Annotated in this window: 24 protein-coding genes, 1 tRNA gene and 1 other RNA gene; 5 read left to right on the forward strand and 21 right to left on the reverse strand. The window is 33.1% G+C overall.

Going from position 1 to position 21,545, the window contains the following annotated elements:
* Positions 1 to 11 precede the first annotated feature (11 nt).
* From LU301_RS10550 to smpB, 5 genes are all read right to left on the reverse strand, one after another.
* Positions 12 to 257, reverse strand: a complete 246-nt coding sequence (locus LU301_RS10550; protein WP_305270606.1) for a hypothetical protein — start codon at positions 255 to 257, stop codon at positions 12 to 14.
* Positions 250 to 549: a BrnT family toxin gene (locus tag LU301_RS10555; RefSeq protein WP_305270608.1), complete on the reverse strand. Its 300-nt coding sequence runs from the start codon at positions 547 to 549 to the stop codon at positions 250 to 252. The genes LU301_RS10550 and LU301_RS10555 overlap by 8 nt, the downstream gene beginning before the upstream one ends.
* A 12-nt stretch (positions 550 to 561) precedes the next feature.
* Positions 562 to 1,437 (reverse strand): UTP--glucose-1-phosphate uridylyltransferase GalU, encoded by an 876-nt coding sequence (gene galU, locus LU301_RS10560; protein WP_305270610.1) that lies wholly within the window; start codon positions 1,435 to 1,437, stop codon positions 562 to 564.
* Between the two features lie 137 nt (positions 1,438 to 1,574).
* Positions 1,575 to 2,705, reverse strand: a complete 1,131-nt coding sequence (gene dapE, locus LU301_RS10565) for a succinyl-diaminopimelate desuccinylase (RefSeq protein ID WP_305270612.1) — start codon at positions 2,703 to 2,705, stop codon at positions 1,575 to 1,577.
* A gap of 15 nt (positions 2,706 to 2,720) precedes the next feature.
* Positions 2,721 to 3,197, reverse strand: a complete 477-nt coding sequence (smpB, locus tag LU301_RS10570; protein WP_305270614.1) for an SsrA-binding protein SmpB — start codon at positions 3,195 to 3,197, stop codon at positions 2,721 to 2,723.
* Between the two features lie 134 nt (positions 3,198 to 3,331).
* Here smpB and coaD point away from each other — a divergent pair, with 134 nt between their 5' ends.
* Together coaD and LU301_RS10580 are read left to right on the forward strand one after the other, a co-directional pair.
* Positions 3,332 to 3,820, forward strand: coding sequence for a pantetheine-phosphate adenylyltransferase (gene coaD, locus LU301_RS10575; protein WP_305270616.1), 489 nt, complete (start codon positions 3,332 to 3,334; stop codon positions 3,818 to 3,820).
* Positions 3,821 to 3,842: 22 nt separating this feature from the next.
* Positions 3,843 to 4,100, forward strand: coding sequence for a YfhL family 4Fe-4S dicluster ferredoxin (locus LU301_RS10580; protein ID WP_305270618.1), 258 nt, complete (start codon positions 3,843 to 3,845; stop codon positions 4,098 to 4,100).
* Positions 4,101 to 4,130: 30 nt separating this feature from the next.
* Here LU301_RS10580 and LU301_RS12090 read toward each other — a convergent pair whose 3' ends face one another.
* Together LU301_RS12090 and LU301_RS10585 are read right to left on the reverse strand one after the other, a co-directional pair.
* Positions 4,131 to 4,247, reverse strand: a complete 117-nt coding sequence (locus LU301_RS12090; RefSeq protein WP_370692260.1) for a BrnA antitoxin family protein — start codon at positions 4,245 to 4,247, stop codon at positions 4,131 to 4,133.
* Positions 4,248 to 4,257: 10 nt separating this feature from the next.
* Positions 4,258 to 4,404, reverse strand: a complete 147-nt coding sequence (locus LU301_RS10585; RefSeq protein ID WP_305270620.1) for a hypothetical protein — start codon at positions 4,402 to 4,404, stop codon at positions 4,258 to 4,260.
* 107 nt (positions 4,405 to 4,511) lie between these two features.
* Between LU301_RS10585 and rnpB the strand changes: the two genes are divergently transcribed.
* Together rnpB and LU301_RS10595 are read left to right on the forward strand one after the other, a co-directional pair.
* Positions 4,512 to 4,866: RNase P RNA component class A (gene rnpB / locus LU301_RS10590), an RNA gene on the forward strand.
* Between the two features lie 103 nt (positions 4,867 to 4,969).
* A tRNA-Met gene (locus LU301_RS10595) sits at positions 4,970 to 5,046 on the forward strand.
* A gap of 100 nt (positions 5,047 to 5,146) precedes the next feature.
* Here the strand turns inward: LU301_RS10595 and dcd are convergent.
* Positions 5,147 to 5,716 (reverse strand): dCTP deaminase, encoded by a 570-nt coding sequence (dcd, locus tag LU301_RS10600; RefSeq protein ID WP_305270622.1) that lies wholly within the window; start codon positions 5,714 to 5,716, stop codon positions 5,147 to 5,149.
* Between the two features lie 142 nt (positions 5,717 to 5,858).
* Between dcd and LU301_RS10605 the strand changes: the two genes are divergently transcribed.
* Positions 5,859 to 6,770: a LysR substrate-binding domain-containing protein gene (locus tag LU301_RS10605; RefSeq protein WP_305270624.1), complete on the forward strand. Its 912-nt coding sequence runs from the start codon at positions 5,859 to 5,861 to the stop codon at positions 6,768 to 6,770.
* Between the two features lie 109 nt (positions 6,771 to 6,879).
* On the opposite strand, the gene LU301_RS10610 is transcribed toward LU301_RS10605, so the two are convergent.
* The 13 genes from LU301_RS10610 to LU301_RS10670 are packed head-to-tail and all read right to left on the reverse strand — an operon-like array spanning position 6,880 to position 21,531.
* Complete coding sequence (locus LU301_RS10610; protein ID WP_305270626.1) at positions 6,880 to 7,512, reverse strand: sugar transferase; 633 nt, start codon at positions 7,510 to 7,512, stop codon at positions 6,880 to 6,882.
* A 25-nt stretch (positions 7,513 to 7,537) separates the two neighbouring features.
* On the reverse strand, positions 7,538 to 8,770 hold the full coding sequence (locus tag LU301_RS10615; RefSeq protein ID WP_305270628.1) for a glycosyltransferase family 4 protein: 1,233 nt from the start codon (positions 8,768 to 8,770) through the stop codon (positions 7,538 to 7,540).
* Between the two features lie 6 nt (positions 8,771 to 8,776).
* Positions 8,777 to 9,856, reverse strand: a complete 1,080-nt coding sequence (gene wecB, locus LU301_RS10620; RefSeq protein WP_305270630.1) for a non-hydrolyzing UDP-N-acetylglucosamine 2-epimerase — start codon at positions 9,854 to 9,856, stop codon at positions 8,777 to 8,779.
* 15 nt (positions 9,857 to 9,871) lie between these two features.
* A complete protein-coding gene (locus tag LU301_RS10625) occupies positions 9,872 to 10,975 on the reverse strand; it encodes a glycosyltransferase family 4 protein (RefSeq protein WP_305270632.1) in 1,104 nt (367 codons plus the stop codon).
* 15 nt (positions 10,976 to 10,990) lie between these two features.
* Positions 10,991 to 12,160 carry a hypothetical protein gene (locus LU301_RS10630; RefSeq protein WP_305270634.1) on the reverse strand — a complete coding sequence of 390 codons (1,170 nt, stop codon included), beginning with the start codon at positions 12,158 to 12,160 and terminating at the stop codon, positions 10,991 to 10,993.
* A 20-nt stretch (positions 12,161 to 12,180) separates the two neighbouring features.
* Complete coding sequence (locus LU301_RS10635; RefSeq protein ID WP_305270636.1) at positions 12,181 to 13,557, reverse strand: polysaccharide deacetylase family protein; 1,377 nt, start codon at positions 13,555 to 13,557, stop codon at positions 12,181 to 12,183.
* Between the two features lie 18 nt (positions 13,558 to 13,575).
* Positions 13,576 to 14,841 (reverse strand): ATP-grasp domain-containing protein, encoded by a 1,266-nt coding sequence (locus tag LU301_RS10640; protein ID WP_305270638.1) that lies wholly within the window; start codon positions 14,839 to 14,841, stop codon positions 13,576 to 13,578.
* A 2-nt stretch (positions 14,842 to 14,843) separates the two neighbouring features.
* Complete coding sequence (locus LU301_RS10645; RefSeq protein WP_305270640.1) at positions 14,844 to 16,106, reverse strand: lipopolysaccharide biosynthesis protein; 1,263 nt, start codon at positions 16,104 to 16,106, stop codon at positions 14,844 to 14,846.
* A 2-nt stretch (positions 16,107 to 16,108) separates the two neighbouring features.
* Positions 16,109 to 17,593 carry a BCCT family transporter gene (locus LU301_RS10650; RefSeq protein WP_305270642.1) on the reverse strand — a complete coding sequence of 495 codons (1,485 nt, stop codon included), beginning with the start codon at positions 17,591 to 17,593 and terminating at the stop codon, positions 16,109 to 16,111.
* 6 nt (positions 17,594 to 17,599) lie between these two features.
* Entirely contained in the window at positions 17,600 to 18,679 is a 1,080-nt protein-coding gene (locus tag LU301_RS10655) for a DegT/DnrJ/EryC1/StrS family aminotransferase (RefSeq protein WP_305270644.1), read from the reverse strand.
* Positions 18,680 to 18,687: 8 nt separating this feature from the next.
* Positions 18,688 to 19,263 carry a UDP-2-acetamido-3-amino-2,3-dideoxy-D-glucuronate N-acetyltransferase gene (wbpD, locus tag LU301_RS10660; RefSeq protein ID WP_305270646.1) on the reverse strand — a complete coding sequence of 192 codons (576 nt, stop codon included), beginning with the start codon at positions 19,261 to 19,263 and terminating at the stop codon, positions 18,688 to 18,690.
* Positions 19,263 to 20,210, reverse strand: a complete 948-nt coding sequence (locus tag LU301_RS10665) for a Gfo/Idh/MocA family oxidoreductase (RefSeq protein ID WP_305270648.1) — start codon at positions 20,208 to 20,210, stop codon at positions 19,263 to 19,265. The genes wbpD and LU301_RS10665 overlap by 1 nt, the downstream gene beginning before the upstream one ends.
* Before the next feature lie 19 nt (positions 20,211 to 20,229).
* Positions 20,230 to 21,531, reverse strand: a complete 1,302-nt coding sequence (locus tag LU301_RS10670; protein WP_305270650.1) for a nucleotide sugar dehydrogenase — start codon at positions 21,529 to 21,531, stop codon at positions 20,230 to 20,232.
* Positions 21,532 to 21,545: the final 14 nt, after the last annotated feature.

Genomic DNA, 21,545 nt, shown 5'->3' on the forward strand with positions numbered 1-21,545 from the left:
TCACCAATCTATCAGGCATACACAGCTCGAATTAAACGATTAATGACTTGTTTTTCCTTAGCGTTTGTTTGTAATTGAGCTAAAATTTGCAAGACATCATCATCAAATAACTCATTGATATTTAAGTTATTTGACTGTTGTGCCAATGCTTCATCTCGGGCTTTATTTGCTTTATATTTTTGCAAAATTTTAGGTTCTACCGCTTTTGCTCGAGACATTTCAAACTGTTGATAATAACTGACTAAATCATCATGCATTTTGGTACTCCTTAACTTGTTGAGCAGTTGGCTTAAAGGCGATAATAATCGTAATGCTATCTTCATCAGACTCAAACCATACCACTGTTAATAACCGCCCTTGATTGGTCATACCTATCGTAATCATGCGTAATTCATCATAATCAAAACGGTCATCAACCATACTATAATGCAAGGCATCATTAAATACTGAAATCACTTCATCGAAATCAATATTTCTATCATCATACACCAATTTATATTTATTGTCATTCCAATAAAAATAAATCCCATGTTTAAATTTGACTGGCATATGAACTCTACATTACAACTTTAATTCACGAATTAACTGTTTAAAATCATCGCCTAATTTTTGATGTTCCACGCCATAATGCAACACTGCTTTGAGATAGCCCAATTTACTACCACAATCAAAAGTTTGCCCTTGCATACGATAGGCTTCCACACTGTCGGTTTGTTGGAGCATGGCGATGGCATCGGTGAGTTGAATTTCATTGCCTGCACCTTTTGGCGTTTGTTCTAATAAATTCATAATCTTAGCAGGTAAAATATAGCGACCTACCACAGATAAATTTGATGGAGCTTCACCAATGTTTGGTTTTTCTACAATCCCTCGCATGATGATACTTTGACCTTCTGCAGGTATGTCTGCCACATCAACAATACCATACTGATTCACCATATCATCTGGCACAGATTCAACCATAATTTGAGCTGAATTAGACTGTTGATAACGCTCAATCATACACGCTAAATCATTCTTAGCAGTTGTATTTTTCACCAATACATCGGGCAATAACACCGCAAAATCATCATCACCCACCACCGATTTTGCACATAATACCGCATGACCTAAACCCAATGGTTTTGGCTGACGCACACTCACAATACTCACATTTGACGGAATAATTTCGGTAATTTCCGCCAATAAATCAAACTTTTTCTTTTCGGTCAATGTTGTTTCTAATTCAAAATGGCTATCAAAATAGTTTTCAATCGCACTTTTTGATGAATGTGTTACCAAGATAATCTGCTCTATGCCTGCTTGAACCGCTTCACGCACCACATATTCAATCGCAGGTCTATCGACCACTGTAACCATCTCTTTGGGAATAGACTTGCTCGCAGGTAAAAAACGGGTTCCTAAACCTGCAACTGGGAGTATCGCTTTCTTAATCATCATTATCTCTAATATTTTTTACATGGTCATGTTATCTCATGAACTTTATGCATAATACATCTAAATACAACAAAATTCATAAAATAAAGCTTATGTGTGTATTTTACACAAGTTTTTTCATCATCAAACTTAACTTATTAAACTAACAATTGCTCCAACATCAATTCATAAATATCGGTCAATTTTTCTAAATCAGCCACATCAACGTGTTCATCAATTTGATGAATGGTTGCATTTAACACACCCAACTCTAAAACTTCCGCTCCAGTTGGTGCAATAAAACGTCCATCAGATGTACCGCCACTGGTCGAAAGTTGTGCATCAGTTCCTGTTACTTGTTTAATCGCTTGTTTTGTAACATTCACTAATTGCCCAACAGGTGTTAAAAATGGCAAACCTGATAATGTCCATTGTAATGAATATTTAACCAGATGTTTATCTAAAATCGCTTGTACACGCTGTTTCAACTCATCAGCAGTAACTTCTGTTGAATAGCGAAAATTAAACATCACTTGCATACTATCAGGAATGACATTACCAGCCCCAGTCCCTGCATTGATGTTCGAAATTTGGAATGAAGTCGCAGGAAAATATTCATTACCATTATCCCACACCGTTGCACATAACTCAGCAATCGCTTGACTAGCTTGATGAATCGGATTATCAGCCAAATGTGGATAAGCTACATGACCTTGCTTGCCCTGCACCGTCAATACACCACTCAACGAGCCACGGCGACCATTTTTAATCACATCTCCCAAAGTATGTGTACTCGATGGCTCTCCAACCAAACACCATGTAATTTTTTCTTGACGAGTTTCTAAAGTTTCGATCACTTTTACTGTACCGTGTGTTGCCACACCTTCTTCATCAGACGTAATCAAATAAGCAATTGAACCTTTATGATTTGGATATTTTGCCACAAAACGTTCTGTTGCAATGGTAAAGGCAGCAATTGCAGTTTTCATATCTGCACTACCACGTCCATATAATTTACCATCACGCACTTGAGGTTCAAATGGCGGAGATTGCCATGCTGATAAGTCGCCTGTTGGCACAACATCAGTATGTCCTGCAAAACAAAATACTGGACTTTCTGTCCCACGTCTTGCCCATAAATTATCCACATCAGCAAAACGCATAGGTTCAATATTAAAGCCGATTTTTGCTAAACGTTGTGCAATAATTTGCTGACAATTATGATCATTTGGTGTAACCGATGGTTGTTGTAATAATTGTAAACTTAAATCTAAAGTTGCATTTGACATTGCATTTATCTCTCATTAACGATGGAATAAACGTGCTTTATCACGTTGCCAATCACGGTCTTTTTCACTTGCACGCTTATCATGCAATTGCTTACCTTTTACTAAAACAATTTCTAACTTAACCAAATGTCCTTTCCAATAACACGCTAATGGCACACAAGAATAGCCTTTTTGATTGACTGCTCCCATCAATTTATCTAACTCTCTGCGTGATAACAATAATTTGCGTGTACGTGTTGCTTCTGCAACCACATGTGTCGATGCTGATAATAACGGCTGAATTTGTGCACCAAATAAAAATGCTTCACCATTTTTAAAAATCACATAGCTTTCGACCAAACTCATTCGCCCAGCACGCAATGATTTGACTTCCCAACCTTGTAAAGACATTCCAGCTTCAAATTTTTCTTCAATAAAATAATCATGTCTAGCACGTTTATTTTGTGCAATCGTACCGCCAGATGATTTTTTTACCACTTTTGCTTTTGTCATCATTACACTCTGATGTATCGTAAAATAAAGTACATTGTCGCATATTTAGCAAAAAATCGCTAGACTGAAAAAATTAACATTTCTCTCAATTTTTGTTAAAATACGCATTTTAAAATTTTCAATAGAGTTATCCTATGTCCAAAACTCGTGTCATCTATCCTGGTACCTTTGACCCTATAACCAACGGTCATGTTGATATTGTCAATCGTGCAAGTAAAATGTTTGATGAAGTTGTGATTGCCATTGCCATTGGACATCATAAAAAGCCTTTATTTAGCCTAGATGAACGCATAGAATTGGTTAAACAGTCCACACAACATTTACATAATATTGAAATTGTTGGTTTTGATGGTTTACTCATTGATTTATTTAAACAACAAAATGCAACAGCAGTGGTGCGTGGCTTAAGAGCAATTTCTGATTTTGAATATGAGTTTCAACTTGCTAATATGAACCGCCAATTATCGGCAGAATATGAAGTCATTTTCTTTACTCCTGCTGAACAATATTCATTTATTTCATCAACTTTAGTGCGGGAAATTGCACGTTTACAAGGTGATGTTAGTAAATTTGTACCACCTGTGGTTGAACAAGCCTTTATTGAAAAGTTTAAATCATTATAATGTTGAATTAAAAGGCAAAATTGTGGCTTTATATATTACTGAAGAATGTATTAATTGTGATGTGTGCGAACCTGTCTGCCCAAATGAAGCCATTTTTATGGGGGAAGAAATTTATCAAATTCACCCAGAATTATGCACCGAATGTGTTGGACATTTTGATGAGCCACAATGTGCTTTATTTTGCCCTGTTGATTGCATTCCAAGAGACCCTGCCTATTTAGAAACTAAAGCAGAATTATTAGAAAAATATCAGCAATTGATGGCAAATAAGACATCATAGACAAATACTACTATCTGCCTATGATACAAACTAAGATTGACTTAACATCGCTTGACGTAAGGTTTGATTAATTAACGTTTGATAGCCACGCTCGCCAGCTTGATTTTTAAAAAATTCAATAATATCTGGATCTAAAGCAATGCTAATACGTTGCTTTTTAAGCGTTTTTTTTCACTTGACGTTGCCATGTTGCTTTATCAACAGGCTTACCAGCAACCTTAAAAACTGCACGGTCAATATCCTCTTGCGTAAATTCAGGATAATCATCAAAGGTTTCTTTAGCTTCATCCCAAATAAATTGCATAACATATCACTTGTTATCAATAATATATATCATTATACATATTTATTAAACGAACTCAAGTGAAAAAACACTATCCCAACCTAGTAAAATCCATTATAATATCGTCTGAAGTGAACTAGACGATCGCTGTTGTGGAGATCTCCGTGATTGAAACAAGAGAGGAAAGTCCGGGCTTTATAGGGCAAAAGTGCTAGGTAACGCCTAGGCAGTGTGAACTGACGGAAAGTGCAACAGAAAGTAAACCGCCGTGTAAACGGTAAGGGTGAAACGGCGAGGTAAGAGCTCACCGCATGACTGGCAACAGGACATGGCATGGTAAACCCCACTTAAAGCAAGACCAAATAGAAATCCAATGGTGCGGCCCGTACTGGATTTGGGTAGGTTGCTGGAGCGTATGAGTGATTGTACGCCTAGATGAATGATCGTCCTTGACAGAACCCGGCTTATCGGTTCACTTTTATTTTTTGCTGAATAATTAAACACTTAAAATAATCTAACAAGTTTTAATAAAAATTAAACTTGACAATCTCCATTGAAAATAGCATAATACGTTCCACAAGTTTAAGGCTATGTAGCTCAGTTGGTTAGAGCACAGCACTCATAATGCTGGGGTCACAGGTTCAAGTCCAGTCATAGCCACCATTTTATAAGTTCATACCTCTCCGTATGAACTTTTTTTTATTTAATTTTGTGTATCATAAAAAATTAAACGGCTATAATCACAAGCCGTTTAGATATTTAATTAAGCCTTAGGAAGTGTAACGCCTGTTTGTCCTTGATATTTTCCACCCCTATCTTTATAAGATGTTTCACACACTTCATCACTTTCAAAAAATAGCATTTGTGCTACACCCTCACCTGCATAAATACGTGCTGGCAAATTAGTCGTATTTGAAAATTCTAAAGTAACATGACCCTCCCATTCTGGCTCAAGTGGTGTAACATTGACAATAATACCACAACGTGCATAAGTCGATTTACCTAAACATACAGTGAGAACATTTCGTGGGATACGGAAATATTCAACCGTACGAGCTAAGGCAAATGAATTCGGCGGAATAATACATTCATCACCCACAATATCAATAAAGCTACGTTCATCAAAATTTTTAGGATCAACAATTGCTGAATGTACATTGGTAAAAACCTTAAACTCCCTTGCACAACGTACATCATAACCATAGCTAGATACACCATAAGACACGATTTTATTACCTGTTTCATTTACTCTTACTTGCTGTGGAGCAAAAGGCTCAATCATGCCATATTGTTCGCTCATTTCACGAATCCAACGATCCGATTTTATACTCATAAAATATTACCTTAATATTGATATTGAGTATTATTTTACAATAAAATAACCTTAAAAACATATTTTTATTTTGGGAAATCTGTTATAAAATGGTATGATATAGCTATTTTTATCAATATGATGAATTGTATTAGGATTTGCTATGGCAGCTTTACCATCATTAAGACAACTTTCTTATCTCGTAACTTTATCTGAAACTTTACACTTTACAGAAGCAGCTCGCCGTTCATTCGTTACCCAATCGACTTTATCAGGTGGTATCATGGAATTAGAGCGTTTATTAGGTGGAGTTTTAGTTGAGCGAGACCGACAAAATGTCCGTCTTACACCTCTTGGAGAAGAAGTCGTTGATCGTGCAAGAGTACTGTTAGCAGATGCTCAAGACTTAATGCGACTTAGCCGTGAAATGAGTGAGCCATTAACTGGTGATTTACACTTAGGTCTAATTCCAACGATTGCTCCTTTTATCCTATCTCCATTATTACACGCAGTACAACAACATTTACCTAAAATCAAACTCTATCTCCATGAAATACAAAGTGAAGATGCTATAGAACAATTAGAACATGGACGTTTAGATATGGTGCTTTTAGCTCTACCATTTGATACACGTAGTTTAAGAATTACTGAAATTAGAAAAGAACAATTATCTTTAATTGCTCATAAACAAGATTCTCAAGTTAGCCATGCAAAAAATATTTTAGATTTAGATTTAAATCGTCTGATTTTATTAGAAGAAGGTCATTGTTTACGAGAACATGCACTTGCAGTTTGCCCTATTAATGAACGTAAAAATGAACAGCGTCTTAAAGCAAGCTCATTACCAACGTTAATTGAAATGGTTTCATCAGGCTTAGGTTATACATTATTGCCAGAGGCTGCATTAAAAAGTCAATTAATTCAATCTCATAATGATATTAACATACATAAATTAGAAGATGCTCCTAATCGTACCTTAGCCTTAGTTACACGAAAAAGTACACCTTTACATAATGAATTTGATGTCATTAGTAAGTTATTAAAAGAAATTATGAGTGATATTTTAGAAAAATAATACTCAATTCATAATACTAGAAACTAGATGGCTAAATGTCTAGTTTCATTAAGATTTTTATCATTTCTTTTACTATCAATAACTTTCTAAATTTATTTATCCATTTCTATCATTTAGTGGTATCTTTCGGCTGTAACGATTGCTCTTCAACATTATTACCAACAAATCTTTCCTGCCCAACTTCAACATCTGGTGCATTAATACCTTCTTTTTTAAGCATTACCAGTACTGTTTTAAACATAATTTTAAAATCTAAGAAAATATTATGGCTATCAACATATTGCACATCATAATCAAACTTTTCTTCCCACGTCAGATGATTACGACCACTCACTTGAGCCAAACCAGTCATACCAGGTTTCACTTCATGACGGCGATGCTGGTGTGGTGTATAATGCTCCATAAATTCAGCTAATTGCGGACGAGGACCGACAATCGACATATCCCCTTTTAAAACATTGATGAGTTGTGGCATTTCATCCAAACTTGTTGAGCGTAATTTTTGACCAAATGGAGTAATCCGTTCTTCGTCGGGTAAAAAGTTTCCATCTTTATCAACAGCATTTTTCATCGAGCGAAACTTAATCATACCAAATAGTTTACCATCTTTACCTGGGCGATGCTGGATAAAAAAGATAGGTGAGCCTAAGTTTTGGCGTACTTTGTAAGCTACAAACAAAAATACAGATAATAAAATAATTAGGGCTGTTAATGAGATAATAATATCTATAAGGCGTTTCATCTAATATACCACACTTAATATAGCTTTAATTAAATAACTTGTTAGCTAATTTCTTAGCTATTGCACTATATTCATAAAACTCTTCAGCATGTTTTCTAGCATTTTTACCCATAAGCTCACGTTCATTAGAAGATAATGACATTAATTTTTCTATTTTTTCTGCTAAATCAATTGTATTTTCAGGTATCACTTGATAACCTGCTTGAGCATCTGCTACAGGAGTATAAGTACCTGAATCAATCGCATATAAAATGGGTTTACCTGCGTACAAATAATCAAATAGTTTATTGGGAGATACACCAAATTTAAATAATGGATCTTTCGTTAAACCAACATAGCATACATCAAAGAGCTCTAATACACTTTGTATCTGTCTTTTAGGTATAGGATCTATAAATATAACATTATTTAATTGTAATTCTTTAACTTTTGTTAATAAGACTCCTTTATAAGCTCCCTTACCAACTATTACAAAGCATAAGTTTTCATATTTTTTTAAATCATTTGCAACTTCAATTAAATGATGCAAACAATTTGCTATACCAATACTACCAGCATAACCTATGATAAATTTATCTTTAGGTATTAATAATTGTATTTCATCTGGTAAATCTTCTTTTCCAAGGACTTCTTGTTGAGAATATCCATTTGGAATCCACAGAAATTTCTCTCTGTCTAAACCTCGTGTTACCATATGTTCTACAGAATTTTTTAAATTTGATAATACAATATCCGCTGAGCGATAAGAATTATCTTCAATCCATTGTAAAAGTTGAATAAATGGATGTAAAAGAGAATATCCACCTAATTCTACTAAGGTCTTTGGCCAAATATCCCGAACTTCAAACACATATTTAGCATTAAAATAGCTTGCTAAATATTTTGCTCCAAAATAAGAAATTAATGGTGGAGATGAATGCAAAATAATATCTGGTTTATCTTTAATATATTTTTTTAATTCTTTAATTTTCCAAGAAAAAATAAACTCTCCCACTATTCTCTTTTTACTATGTGAATTAGGATAATGTGGAATATTCACCCAGACAAAATCAAAGTCAGGAGTAATATTTTCTGTTAAAAAATCACCTTCAAATATTTTAGGTACACGAAGTAAATGACTATATGAGCCAGCAATAACATAAACTTTATAGCCTAACTTTGCCAATTCTAATCCTAGATAATATTGTCTCCCAGCATACCCAGTCTCTGGAGTAGATGCCGTTTGATTGATCATCCAAATTACGTTTTGCTGACTCATAAATATTTAACCTTTTTCAGATAAAATTGTTGCTATACGCTTTGATGCCTCACCACCGCCATACAATTGATATGGGTCATTAATTTCTTTACCTAACATATTTTGCACCATTTCTATAATCTTTCTAGTATTAGCACCAGACAATACATTGACACCACTCTCAATCAATTCAACCCATTCTGTTTGATCTCGCATGGTTACACATGGTTTCTTAAAGAAGAAAGCTTCTTTCTGTACACCACCACTATCAGATAAAACTAAATTACAATGTTTAAGTAACCAGATCATATCCAAATAGCCTACTGGTTCCAAAAGATTGACTTTTAAATTTAAGCCCAAATTTTGGATAACTTTTCTAGTTCTTGGGTGCAATGGTAACACTATAGGTAGAATATTATCATGAATATAATTTAATGCTTCAACAATCGATTTTAACCGATCCACATCATCTGTATTTTCAGCACGATGTAATGTTGCTAAAATAAAATTACTTTCAGGTATATTTTTTAATAAATATCCTTTAGTCGCTTTATTAGAAAAAAATAAAGAAGAGTCTTGCATAACATCGCCAACATTATATATTTTCACTGGTTTCTTATCAAAGCCTTCTTGTTTTAAATTTTGTATCGCTGTCTCTGTTGGACAAAATAAAATTTCACTCACTTGATCAGTTAAAATACGATTAATTTCTTCAGGCATCTGCATATTAAAACTACGTAAACCCGCTTCAATATGTACTACAGGAATATGCAATTTAGATGCAGCCAATGCTCCAGCCAAAGTTGAGTTGGTATCTCCATAAACCATTAAATAATCAGGAGTTTCAGCTAAACAAATTTTTTCAATTTCCTCCAACATACGAGCAGTCATTGCACCATGACTATTACCATTAATATTTAATTGGTAATTCGGCTTCGGAATACCCAATTCATCAAAGAATATTTTGGACATATTTTCATCAAAATGCTGTCCAGTATGAATAATAATTTCACTCAATCCATTCTTTTGTTGAATTGCTGATGATACCACACTCGCTTTGATAAATTGCGGTCTAGCTCCAATTACTGTTAAAATTTTTTGAGTCATGTTTTACCTACCTTTTTAAATTAATTTTCGATATAACGTAATTAGCTTCTGCTCTTCTATCGACCAATTATATTTTTGCAAAACTGCTTGCTGACCATTATACCCCATTTTTTCAGCATTTTCAGGATTTTCAACTAAATGATTAATAGCTTGTGCAATTGCTTTGGAGTCAAATGGATTTACGCACACACCACATTGATTCTCATCAATAATCTGTTTCCATAATGGAATATCTGAAGCTATTACAGGAATGCCTGCCGCCATATACTCAAACATCTTAACTGGTAATGCATCTAAATAATTAATAATTGGGTGTAAAGTTACTAAACCTGCAATCGAATCATTTAAAATATCTTGAATACCCACCCGATTTTGCCAACCTAAATAATCTACATTATTCCAACCTATAGATTGTATAACCTCTTGCTTAAGATTAGCCTCTGAATATGAACCAGCAATTGTTAGTCTTGTGTTATTTTGAACATATTGCATTGCTTCTACTATTTCTAAAATACCTCGTACTCTAGATAAACCACCAATATAACAAACATAATTTTGCTTTTGAGACCAATCAATTTCCCCAATGTTGAATTCACTTAGTAATGGATAATTATTAACATCTACTACTGTTATACCAAATTTTAAAAATTTATCTCTTAAAAAAGGAGTTGCAGCAACGACTGCATCTAATTGCTTAGAAGCCCATTGCTCATAAGTACCAAAAACTTTAGAAATAAGATTTCTTAAAGATTTATACAAATATGGTTTACTCAAAATTTGTTTAGGTGTATCTTCATGTGCATCAAAAATAACTTTTTTACCCATTTTCTTAAGTTTCAAGCCAATTGAAATTAACTCGGGGTCATGAAAATGATAAATTTGTGCATCTAACTCAATTGCTTTTCGAAAAACACGCATTGGTGCATTTCTCATACGATCCCAACGGCTTTTTGGTGCACCTATATCATAAATAGAAACACCATTTTTTTGTTCATCGCCTTTACCATCAGCAACAACTAAAGATACATCATAACCATGATTAGTTAAAGACACACATTCTTTTACAAAAATACGTGTATCATAACGCGGATGTACTGATGTTAAATGAACAGCTTTCATAATATAACCTACTAATTAATTTGACTGGATATTTCTGTTAAAATAAATACCCGATACTATACCTAAAAACATATATGAATAATCTTTACTTGTTATCATAACAATAAGCAAACAGGTTGAGCACAATAGCAATAATTTAATATAATGATTATCTGATGACATCTTAAAAAATTGTACAATAGAATATATCCATAAATAAACCACACTAAATACATAAAAAATAAAAGCAAATAATCCAAAATCAGCCAAAATTGACAAAGCGTTGTGTACATAACCTCCTTTACCAAATCTATCCATATAATACCCATAATTACCAAAGAAAATATTATTTACAATACTATTAACAGCATAATCTTGTAACTCTTTACGTCCAGCAAATGAACTAGAATTTGAAATATCTATAAGTTGTGCCGTTCTATTTAAGTCATCAAATGTTATTTGTTTCATAAAATATATACCACCAGAAACAATCACTATAATTAAGAATAAATTAATATATTTGTTTAAACTATTTCGTTTAATCAAAAAATCTAACCCATAATACAATACAATTGCAATAATAAAACATACAAACTCCGAACGAGCCGTATTAAAATACAAGGCGAAAATCGATAACACCACTATCAAAAACCTAGACCAACCCTGAGTTAGAATAAACGTTATAAACCCCACAACTAGTAATGAACGTCCAAATGCTTGATAACTTGCTACGCTATCATTATCACTAACAGCCAATAAGAACCTACCTGATGAATCAATATTTAATAGAATAATCACAACCATTAAACATAGAGAAAATATCAAACTACGTTTTATTTTTCCATTTAAGTTAAGATTAGAAAAAATACAGAAACAAATAATATTAGATATTATTGCAATCAAAGACCATTGATATAATATATAATCATTAGTTTGTTTATCTCCCAAAAAATAAAAAATAGAGACCATGACAAACCAAAAAATAAAAACAAAGTATGGCAATAATAATTCTTTTCTAATTTTATTAATAAACAAACTAAAAAAAGCATATATACCTAATAAAGCAACACTCATTAAAGAAAAATATCCACCTAAAAAAGCAGGTATAAATGACATTGCAACCATACTATGATATATAAAAAAGCCTGGAAACAATATCAACAAAGAATACTTACTTAGCTCATTGAAAGCAAAATTCATGTTCATTTTATGCACTCAAAGATAAATTAGGTTTTTGAAACTAAAAACTCTAAGGTATCTTCATATAATTGTCTAGATAAAGGGTTTCTCAAATTACTGTTATGCCATAAAAAAGTAAAGTTACCATTTAACTTTTTAACAATTTCAATTAATTCATAAATATGATTTTGTATCTCATTTTTTGTATCTAAGTTAAGCTGAGTATCTTGTACACACATAACCTCCATGAAAATTAATGGCTTTTGTTTAAGCTTTAGTAGTTCATAAGTAACAGGATTAAACATGGTATACTCATGACATGTCCCACAACGAAAGCCTGTCTCAGCAGAATAGCCCAATGTTGAATCATAACTCAAACCAACATCATTCCATGACTGTAAAGTATTAGGATGAGACCATCTTAAATAATGCATTCTCCCCCCCCAAGTATTTTGATGAATACCCAGTTTATTACACACATCTTTTAACAAAAGGAGCTCTTTTTGTAATTGCTCTGGATTTAAGTATGTATCAAAACTAGGATGCAGACCAATCTCATGCCCATGCTCAGCTATTTTTTTTAATAAGTTTTGTATAGAAGTATGGGACAATTTATAATCAGCATCATTAGCATGCTTACCATCCGCAATAAAATAAAAAGCATTCTTTATATTCAATTTTTTAGATATATTCAATATCCACTCAAAGGTATTATATGGATCTTTTGCATGTAGATTATTATGACTATTCAGTTTAACCAAAGGAGCAATAATAGCATCTGAAATATAGCCGTTCTTTATATCACTCAACACAGCTTTAATCAGATTTATTCCATTTTTAAAACCATACCGAGTAGGTCTATCAACATCATGAGATATTTCAAATCTAAATTTTGTCTCTTGTAATTGAATGGTGGACCATAATCTCAACATCACTTGTTTGAAAATATCAAACCACTCATCAACAATTGGACGTTGCAAATAACCATGTACATAAGCATGGGAAAATTTTGGATCAAATCTATCAAACCGATCTACATATATCGAATTAACTTCCTCCAATCTATTCAGTATCCAATAAACCAGTCCTAAAAAATCATAATTGAAAATATAATTTCCAAATTCTTCTTTGATTAGCACGTCAGTTAATTCATTACCATAAGGTAAATACAATTCATCATCAATGATACCCGTAAAACCATTTGATGAAGCACTCCATTTTGTACAGCCAATATTTAATGCATTTGCATAATTATAAAAAGCAATATCAATCTTATTGATAACAATAGAATTCTCCATATTTGGTAAAGATATTTTAACCCTATTAGGTGTACGTTCAATTATAAAATCAACACCATAACGCTCCTTAAGAATTAAAAGAAACCACTTATCAATATTTTGCCAATTAATGTTCTGAAAATTCATAAATTACCGCCCAAGTATTTAAATTGGAGTTTTAAATATTAAATCAAAATCTTGAGCAATCTTTAACATAACCTCTTTATTATGATGATAAATATTCATCATACCAATATGCCCTCGATAAAACAAAGGTTTAAAGGAATATGAAATATTTGCTCGCTTCAAATATTCTTTCCATTGCTCCAGCTCTTCAGGGTATTGGAAATACTTCTGTAGCAGATAGTGATTTTTATTTATTACAGCAGTAGTCTTAAGTATATCCAACATAGATTCTACATATAGATCAGCAAAACTACTACCTGTCACATCACTAATTGGCTTTTCAAAACCACCACCCATTCTATTAGAAAACTCTAAAATGCGAACATCACCATTTTTATCAATCCTTAATTCACAATGATATGCACCATGTAACATACCACAAGCTACAAAAGCACGTTGCAATGTGTCATATATTTTATTGTATAATTCTTCTCCAACAAAGGCATTAAAGAAAAACCAATTAATGTTAAAATATGGAAAAAATCCTGTATAGTTTTCTTCTACAATTGATAAAATAACCAATTCGCCATTGTGAACAATACCTTCAACATCGAATTGACGTCCTTCAATGTATTCTTCAACAATATAACCTGTTTCAAACTCTGTTTTTCTACGTTGCTTTTCAGCCTCATCAATTAAGTGATAAAAATCATCTTTTGATTGTAATAAAACAACACCTTCAGAAAAAGTACCAATTTTTGGTTTTAAAACACATGGATAAAAATCAACTTTTTCAATGTCATCTTTACTTTTCAAATCTAGCATTTTAAATGGTGAGATATTATTGCTATTTAAAGCCGCTCTCATCACACCTTTATCCAAAGAACAAGCAACAGCTAACTCACTATTCCCTTTTGCACCAATCGCACAGTTTACATAATTGTAGGCAGGCACTAAAAAATCTCCTGCCTGAATCATGACTACCTCTACGTTATTATTTTTACATGATTGCACTAAAAAATCATATTGATTTTCTGCATAATTTTCAACAAAAATAACTTTTGCAATTTTTTTCTGTACGCCTGTTCTAAACATTTGAAATAATGGTGAGCGATGTGTACAAAATAATACTATTTTTTTACCATTTAGTTTTGGCGAAGCTAATAAAAAAGAAGCATCTAAATAATCAACAAAAACAGCTACAATTTGATCATTTTGACTAATTTGTTGCTTTCTTGATGACAAAACTATATAAGAAATTTTATTCAGAAATTTCCACGCAAAACGTTTAACATGACCTAACATAACTATACCTTACCACCTTTCGCTTGTTTAAAGCAAAGATAATACTCATAAACATATCCAATAATATATAGCAAGCATTGTACTATTACAAAAACTTTAAAATACACAAAAATATCTTGATGAATATCGCCCAAATGCCAAGCCAACAGCACACCACACAACAAGGCAATTTGCCAACCAATATTATACATTACTTTTTGATGAATAGTAGAAAATTGTGCTACACAATTAGTGGAGATTGACAACCAATAGACAAAAGCCAAAATTGAAGCAATTTCTCCAGCAGCCATCCACTCTTTACCAAACATATATTGAAAAAGCATTGGTGCATAATAATAAAACATCACTACAAATGGTGCACCAACCAAAAATAGACAAAGTGAAATAGTCAAATACAATTTTCTACAATCTTGTTGTGTTGTTGCTTTTTGAAAAAAAACACCACTAATTGAACTTACAATCATACTAGCTGGCATACCAAATGTTCTTTGCACCAACACATAAAAACCTGCATATTTCAAACCAAATGATGTCGTGAGTAAAATTGGAATAATATTCGTAACAAAAGTATTAAGCCCATAAGAAAAGCTAAAAAAAATAGGAAATTTTTTATACTCTTTAGCTACCAGTAATAAGCGTTTAAAACTTATTGATTTCAAATATTTATGTTCACTTTTTAAACCACCTTTTATCAAATTTAAAACAGCCAAAATACAACCTACTAGATGCCCAATCATTAACCCTAAAGTATTTAAAAACTTAGCAAAAGTAACTTGTGTAAATGTAATTAATGTTGCTTGAACCAATTTATTATTGGTAACTTTCTTATACTGTTGTTTTCTATTAAAAAAATACTGACTCGAACTGTATATTGCAGTAACAAATGCCAATAAAGGGCATAAGTACAAATATTCAACTCTTCCTGAAAATTGAATTAATTTTGCAATTTCTACATTAAAACACAATAAAACCAAAAAAAATATAACATTAAATACGAGTGAGAACGCTATCGCCAATATAAACAAATAAAATGATTTATTCTCTTTTTTAGGCAACATAATAGCAAGCTCATATTTACCCGTTGAAAATGAAGCAATAATAAGGCTTAAACTTAAAAATATAGAGAATAACCCAAAGGCTTCTGGAGTATACAAACGAGTTAATATTGGTGATGCCAAAAATGGAATCATTTGTGCTAAAATTGTACCGAAAAATAAAATAGAAATATTCTTGACAATATCAGATGACAGATATTTTTTAAACAATTTTACTCTCTCTTAAACTCATTTTTTATCAAAGTAAATAAAAACAATATACAAGAAAAGAACATAAAGAATAACAATGGTAAAGCAATAATAATGACGAGATTTTGGATAGCATTTACCCCCCCAGTTATTAGTAAAACAGTTGTTAAAAAAACAAAAACACTTACCCAAAATAAACTTTGGATATATGACACCCTATCAGATTGTCCAAAGGTTAGATGATTTAAGACCAAAATCCCAGAGTCTATAGATGTAATAAAGAATAAAAATACAATCATCATCGACACTGCTGTAATTGGTGTTGACAATGGAAAAAATTCAAAAAACTTAAACAATAGAATATCTGGACTTTTACTAAATGCACTAAGCACTCCATTATTCATAACATCAATGCTAATAGCTGTATTACCAAAAACAGTAAACCACAGTAATGCCAATAATGATGGGGCTATTAAAACACCTAAAATAAATTCTCTAATTGTTCTACCCTTTGAAATTCGTGCAATAAATAAAGCTACAAATGGAGCCCAAGACACCCACCATGCCCAGTAAAATAATGTCCAACTTTTAAACCATTCTGCATGTTGTCCGTCATAGGCAAAAGTACTAAAGCTTAATTTAAATAAGTTGTTTAAGTAATAACCAAAATTCTCCAAAAAAAATGAAAAAACTATTTTACCTGAAAAATATATAAAAACAGCTAATAAAAACAATGCCAAAAAGAAGTTGAGATTACTTAACTTTCTTACACCTGAATTTATTCCTGTAAAAGATGAAATACAAGCAATAATACTAACTGTTAGTATGATAGTAAATTGTGTAATCAAATTAGCAGAATCGAGAATACCCAAGTAGAGCAATCCAGAATTTAGTTGTGATGAACCTAAAGCGAAAGTTGTAATGAGACCAAATACAATCGCTAAAATAGTAATAATATCGACAAATACCCCTAAAGCTCCATTGATTCGATTTTTAAAAATAGGAAATAATATAGATTTTAATGATAATGGAAGATTTTGTTTATAACTAAAAAAAGAAATAATTAGTGCCAAAACACCATATATTGCCCAAGGATGTAAAGCCCAATGGAAAATTGTATGTAATAAAGCATTTTCAGCTTTACCATTTGAAATAGGTGAAGAAAAATGCATAATTGGTTCAGCAACGCCAAAATACATCAATCCTATCCCCATTCCTGCAGAAAAAAGCATAGACAACCATGTTAAAAAAGAAAATTCTGGCTTACTAGTTGCCCCCCCCAATACTACCGCACCATACTTACTAAACACAAGGTACAACAACATGAATAGAAAAAAAGAGGTAAATAAAACATAACTCCATGCGAAATAATCAAAAATAAAATTCTTAATTTTCAGCAAAATTGAATTTAATTCATTTGGGGCATAACTTGCAAATATTGTAATTACGCCCAAAAAGAATACAATAGATACAAATACTTTTTGTTTTTTTAAAAATGAAATTTTCATTTTTATTTAGCCATTTATTTTAGAAATTAAGTACATTATATCCGTATTTGACATATAAGCATGCATCGGCAAACTCATCACTCTTTCAGCAATCGCATCACCAACAGGTAAATACACACTATCATCTGCAACAGCAGGCTGTTTATTCAACGGAATAGGATAATGTACCGCAGTTGGAATACCATTTGCTTTCAGCTTTTCTTGCACTGCATCACGATTTTCTACTTGAATGGTATATTGAGCCCAAGCGGATTGGTTATGCTCTTCCACAAATGGAGTCGTCATAATGCCCATTTCATTAAACAAGCGATTATAAGTTTCTGCAACCTTTTGACGAGCTTGAATTTCTTCATCTAAAATTTCAAGTTTAGGCAATAAAATCGCTGCCTGCAATGTATCCAAGCGACTATTCACCCCAACACGAATATGATGATAACGTCTATCTTGACCATGACGAGCGATTTGACGAATGACTTTTGCTAACTCTTCATCATTGGTAAAAATTGCACCACCATCACCATAGCAACCTAAAGGTTTGCTAGGGAAAAAACTCGTACATGCAATTGTTGTTAAATTACAGCTTTTACGTCCTTTATAAGCCGCACCAAAACTTTGTGCTGCATCTTCAATCACAGGGATATTATATTTTTGTGCAATCGTATTAATCGCATCAAAATCAGCACACTGTCCATACAAACTAACAGGAATAATCGCTTTGGTTTTAGGTGTAATAGCTTGTTCTAATTGATGAATATCAATATTATAGGTTTGCGGATTCACATCGACATAAACAGGCTTTGCACCTAATAATGCCACCGTTTCCGCAGTCGCAATATAGGTAAAACCTGGTGTAATCACTTCATCGCCAACACCAATACCCAACGCCATTTGTGCAATTTGTAACGCATCTGTGCCATTTGCACAAGTAATACAATACTTCGCACCAACATAATGTGCTAATTTCTCTTCAAGTTCAGTCACTTCAGGACCTAGAATATATTGACCATGAGCCAATACTCGCTGAATACCTGCATCAATTTTATCTTTTAAACGCAGTTGCTGACTTTTTAAATCAATAAATTCCATACCTTACTCTAAACTTTTGTTAATGTTTCACCATCAAGTTTATAAATTTTACCTGTATACGGGCAAGTTGTTTCAGCCTGCCCAGATAACGGTAAATCCAACTGTTCACCAAACTCACTCATCCAACCAATTTGTTTTGCTGGTACACCTACCATTAAAGCATAGGCAGGCACATCTTTATTCACAACCGCACCAGCACCGACAAAGGCAAATTCACCAATAGTAACGCCACATACAATTGTACAGTTTGCACCTAAAGTTGCTCCTTTTTTCACAATCGTATCACGATACTGGTCTTTACGTTCAATTAATGAGCGTGGATTATATACATTGGTAAAAACCATGCTTGGACCACAAAATACACCTTCTTCTAAATAAACATTATCATAAACTGATACGTTATTTTGGATTTTGCAGTTGTCCCCAATGGTTACTTTATTACCAACAAATACATTTTGTCCAAGTGATACGCCTTTACCGATTTTCGCACCGCCACACACATGAACAAAATGCCAAACCCGTGAACCTTCACCAATTTCAGCACCATCATCAACAATGGCTGTTTCATGTTGATAAAAACTCATTATTTCTTTACCTTTGCCAAAAGTGGATGTGGATTTGTTGGATTTTCCACAATATCAGCTACACGAATATGTTCAACCGTTTCAATCGCCACACGATTTTCTTCTACGCCATAGCCTTTACCATCTAATATGCGTTGATAACTTTGCGTATGCAAATCAGTAAAGCCACCAGAAAACTCTAACTCTTCATTTTCAATGGTAATACTACGATAAGTTAATTTTTCACCTTGCACTGCATTTTCAGGTAGATTATTGGCATCGATAGATAAGAACCAACGCACTCTCGCACGCTCATATTCTAAATAACCGCAGGCAGTCTGCTCATCACAATAATGCACTTCATTTTTAACAATTTTACCAAAGATAAAATGTAACATATCGTAAAAATGTACGCCAATATTGGTAGCAACACCGCCCGATTTACCATCAACCCCTTTCCATGATTTTAAATACCATTTGCCACGAGAAGTTAAATAAGTTAAATCCACATCAAAGACTTTATCTACTGGGGCAGCTTGAACTTTATCACGCAAGGCAATAATAGATGGATGCAAACGCAATTGTAAAATTGAATTAACTTTTGCACCATATTCTTTCTCATACTGTGCCAAAATATCCAAATCTTGCGAACTTAATACCAAAGGTTTTTCACAAATGACATCAATACCATTTTTCAGTGCATATTTCATATGTGGTGCATGCAGATAATTCGGAGAACAAATTGAAACATAGTCCAATTTATTCCCTTTCATTTTTTGATCTTCTACAAATGCTTCAAATTGCTCAAATTCTGTAAAAAATTCCGCTTCAGGAAAATGACTATCCATAATTCCAACAGAATCATTAATATCCATTGCTACAACCAGCTCATTACCCGTTTCTTTAATGGCTTTTAAATGACGTGGTGCAATATATCCAGCAGCACCAATTAATGCAAATTTTTTCATCTATAATCACTCCTAAACATTATAAACGGAATACGGTAAAGCCAACCGCTTGAAGTTGTTCACGATTAAATAAACTTTTCACATCAGCAATCACAGGCTTATCAGAACGCACCAAATCCTTGAGCTGTTGTGCAGTTAATTCACGGAACTCATGATGACCCACCGCCACAACCAACGTATCCACATCTTTTAATTCGGTCATCGCAGTCAAATGAATACCATACTCATCAAAGACTTCTTGTGTATCTGCCCACGGGTCAGCTACAACAACGTCCACGCCCCACTCTTTAAATTCACGAATCATATCGACAATTTTACTATTGCGAATATCTGGGCAATTTTCTTTAAAGGTAATACCTAATACACCCACTTTCGCACGTGGAACATCAATACCATTTTGCAACATTAATTTAACAGTATGCTGTGCAGTATAACGTGCCATTTCATCATTAATACGGCGACCCGCCAAAATCACTTGTGGATGATAACCCACTTCTTCCGCTTTATGCGTTAAATAATAGGGATCAACACCAATACAATGCCCACCCACTAAACCTGGACGGAAGGGTAAGAAATTCCATTTACTACCTGCCGCCTCAAGCACATCAAGTGTATCAATACCAATACGCTCAAAAATAATCGACAATTCATTGATTAAGGCAATATTCAAATCACGCTGGGTATTCTCAATCACTTTGGCAGCCTCAGCAACTTTAATCGAAGAGGCTTGATGTGTACCTGCCGTAATAATACTTGCATACACTTCATTCACAATGGTTGCGATTTCAGCTGTACTACCACTAGTAATCTTTTTAATTTTGGTTAATGTATTGACTTTATCGCCAGGATTAATACGTTCTGGACTATAACCTGCAAAGAAATCTACATTAAACTTTAAACCCGATACTTTTTCTAATACTGGAATGCAGACTTCTTCTGTTGCACCAGGATATACTGTCGATTCATATACGACAATATCACCCTTTTTCAAAACCTTACCAATTGTTTCACTGGCTTTTTTTAGCGGTGTTAAATCTGGACGATTTACGCCATCAATTGGTGTTGGTACAGTAACAATAAAAAAATTGCACGTTTTTAATTGTTCTAAATCATCGGTGTAATTTAACAATGTTGCTAATTGTAATTCATCAGGAGAAACTTCTAAGGTATGATCTTGATTTTGTTGCAATTCAGCAACACGTTTTGCATTAATATCAAAACCAACTGTCTTAATCTTTTTACCAAATTCCACAGCCAATGGTAAACCCACATAGCCCAAGCCAATGATGGCAACTTTTAATTGTTGTAGCTCTAAACGCATTATTTTCTCAAAAA

This window comes from Moraxella sp. ZY210820 (assembly GCF_030674635.1).
Taxonomy (GTDB): domain Bacteria; phylum Pseudomonadota; class Gammaproteobacteria; order Pseudomonadales; family Moraxellaceae; genus Acinetobacter.

Excerpts from the sequence above, each read along its gene's own strand:
- LU301_RS10655 (WP_305270644.1), bottom strand. The coding sequence starts at position 18,679 with ATGGAATTTATTGATTTAAAAAGTCAGCAACTGCGTTTAAAAGATAAA.
- wbpD (WP_305270646.1), bottom strand. The coding sequence starts at position 19,263 with ATGAGTTTTTATCAACATGAAACAGCCATTGTTGATGATGGTGCTGAA.
- LU301_RS10605 (WP_305270624.1), top strand. The coding sequence starts at position 5,859 with ATGGCAGCTTTACCATCATTAAGACAACTTTCTTATCTCGTAACTTTA.
- LU301_RS10585 (WP_305270620.1), bottom strand. The coding sequence starts at position 4,404 with ATGCAATTTATTTGGGATGAAGCTAAAGAAACCTTTGATGATTATCCT.
- wecB (WP_305270630.1), bottom strand. The coding sequence starts at position 9,856 with ATGACTCAAAAAATTTTAACAGTAATTGGAGCTAGACCGCAATTTATC.
- coaD (WP_305270616.1), top strand. The coding sequence starts at position 3,332 with ATGTCCAAAACTCGTGTCATCTATCCTGGTACCTTTGACCCTATAACC.
- smpB (WP_305270614.1), bottom strand. The coding sequence starts at position 3,197 with ATGACAAAAGCAAAAGTGGTAAAAAAATCATCTGGCGGTACGATTGCA.
- LU301_RS10670 (WP_305270650.1), bottom strand. The coding sequence starts at position 21,531 with ATGCGTTTAGAGCTACAACAATTAAAAGTTGCCATCATTGGCTTGGGC.
- LU301_RS10650 (WP_305270642.1), bottom strand. The coding sequence starts at position 17,593 with ATGAAAATTTCATTTTTAAAAAAACAAAAAGTATTTGTATCTATTGTA.
- LU301_RS10625 (WP_305270632.1), bottom strand. The coding sequence starts at position 10,975 with ATGAAAGCTGTTCATTTAACATCAGTACATCCGCGTTATGATACACGT.
- LU301_RS10640 (WP_305270638.1), bottom strand. The coding sequence starts at position 14,841 with ATGTTAGGTCATGTTAAACGTTTTGCGTGGAAATTTCTGAATAAAATT.
- LU301_RS10555 (WP_305270608.1), bottom strand. The coding sequence starts at position 549 with ATGCCAGTCAAATTTAAACATGGGATTTATTTTTATTGGAATGACAAT.
- galU (WP_305270610.1), bottom strand. The coding sequence starts at position 1,437 with ATGATTAAGAAAGCGATACTCCCAGTTGCAGGTTTAGGAACCCGTTTT.
- LU301_RS10635 (WP_305270636.1), bottom strand. The coding sequence starts at position 13,557 with ATGAATTTTCAGAACATTAATTGGCAAAATATTGATAAGTGGTTTCTT.
- LU301_RS10550 (WP_305270606.1), bottom strand. The coding sequence starts at position 257 with ATGCATGATGATTTAGTCAGTTATTATCAACAGTTTGAAATGTCTCGA.
- dcd (WP_305270622.1), bottom strand. The coding sequence starts at position 5,716 with ATGAGTATAAAATCGGATCGTTGGATTCGTGAAATGAGCGAACAATAT.
- LU301_RS10610 (WP_305270626.1), bottom strand. The coding sequence starts at position 7,512 with ATGAAACGCCTTATAGATATTATTATCTCATTAACAGCCCTAATTATT.
- dapE (WP_305270612.1), bottom strand. The coding sequence starts at position 2,705 with ATGTCAAATGCAACTTTAGATTTAAGTTTACAATTATTACAACAACCA.
- LU301_RS10630 (WP_305270634.1), bottom strand. The coding sequence starts at position 12,160 with ATGAACATGAATTTTGCTTTCAATGAGCTAAGTAAGTATTCTTTGTTG.
- LU301_RS10665 (WP_305270648.1), bottom strand. The coding sequence starts at position 20,210 with ATGAAAAAATTTGCATTAATTGGTGCTGCTGGATATATTGCACCACGT.
- LU301_RS10615 (WP_305270628.1), bottom strand. The coding sequence starts at position 8,770 with ATGAGTCAGCAAAACGTAATTTGGATGATCAATCAAACGGCATCTACT.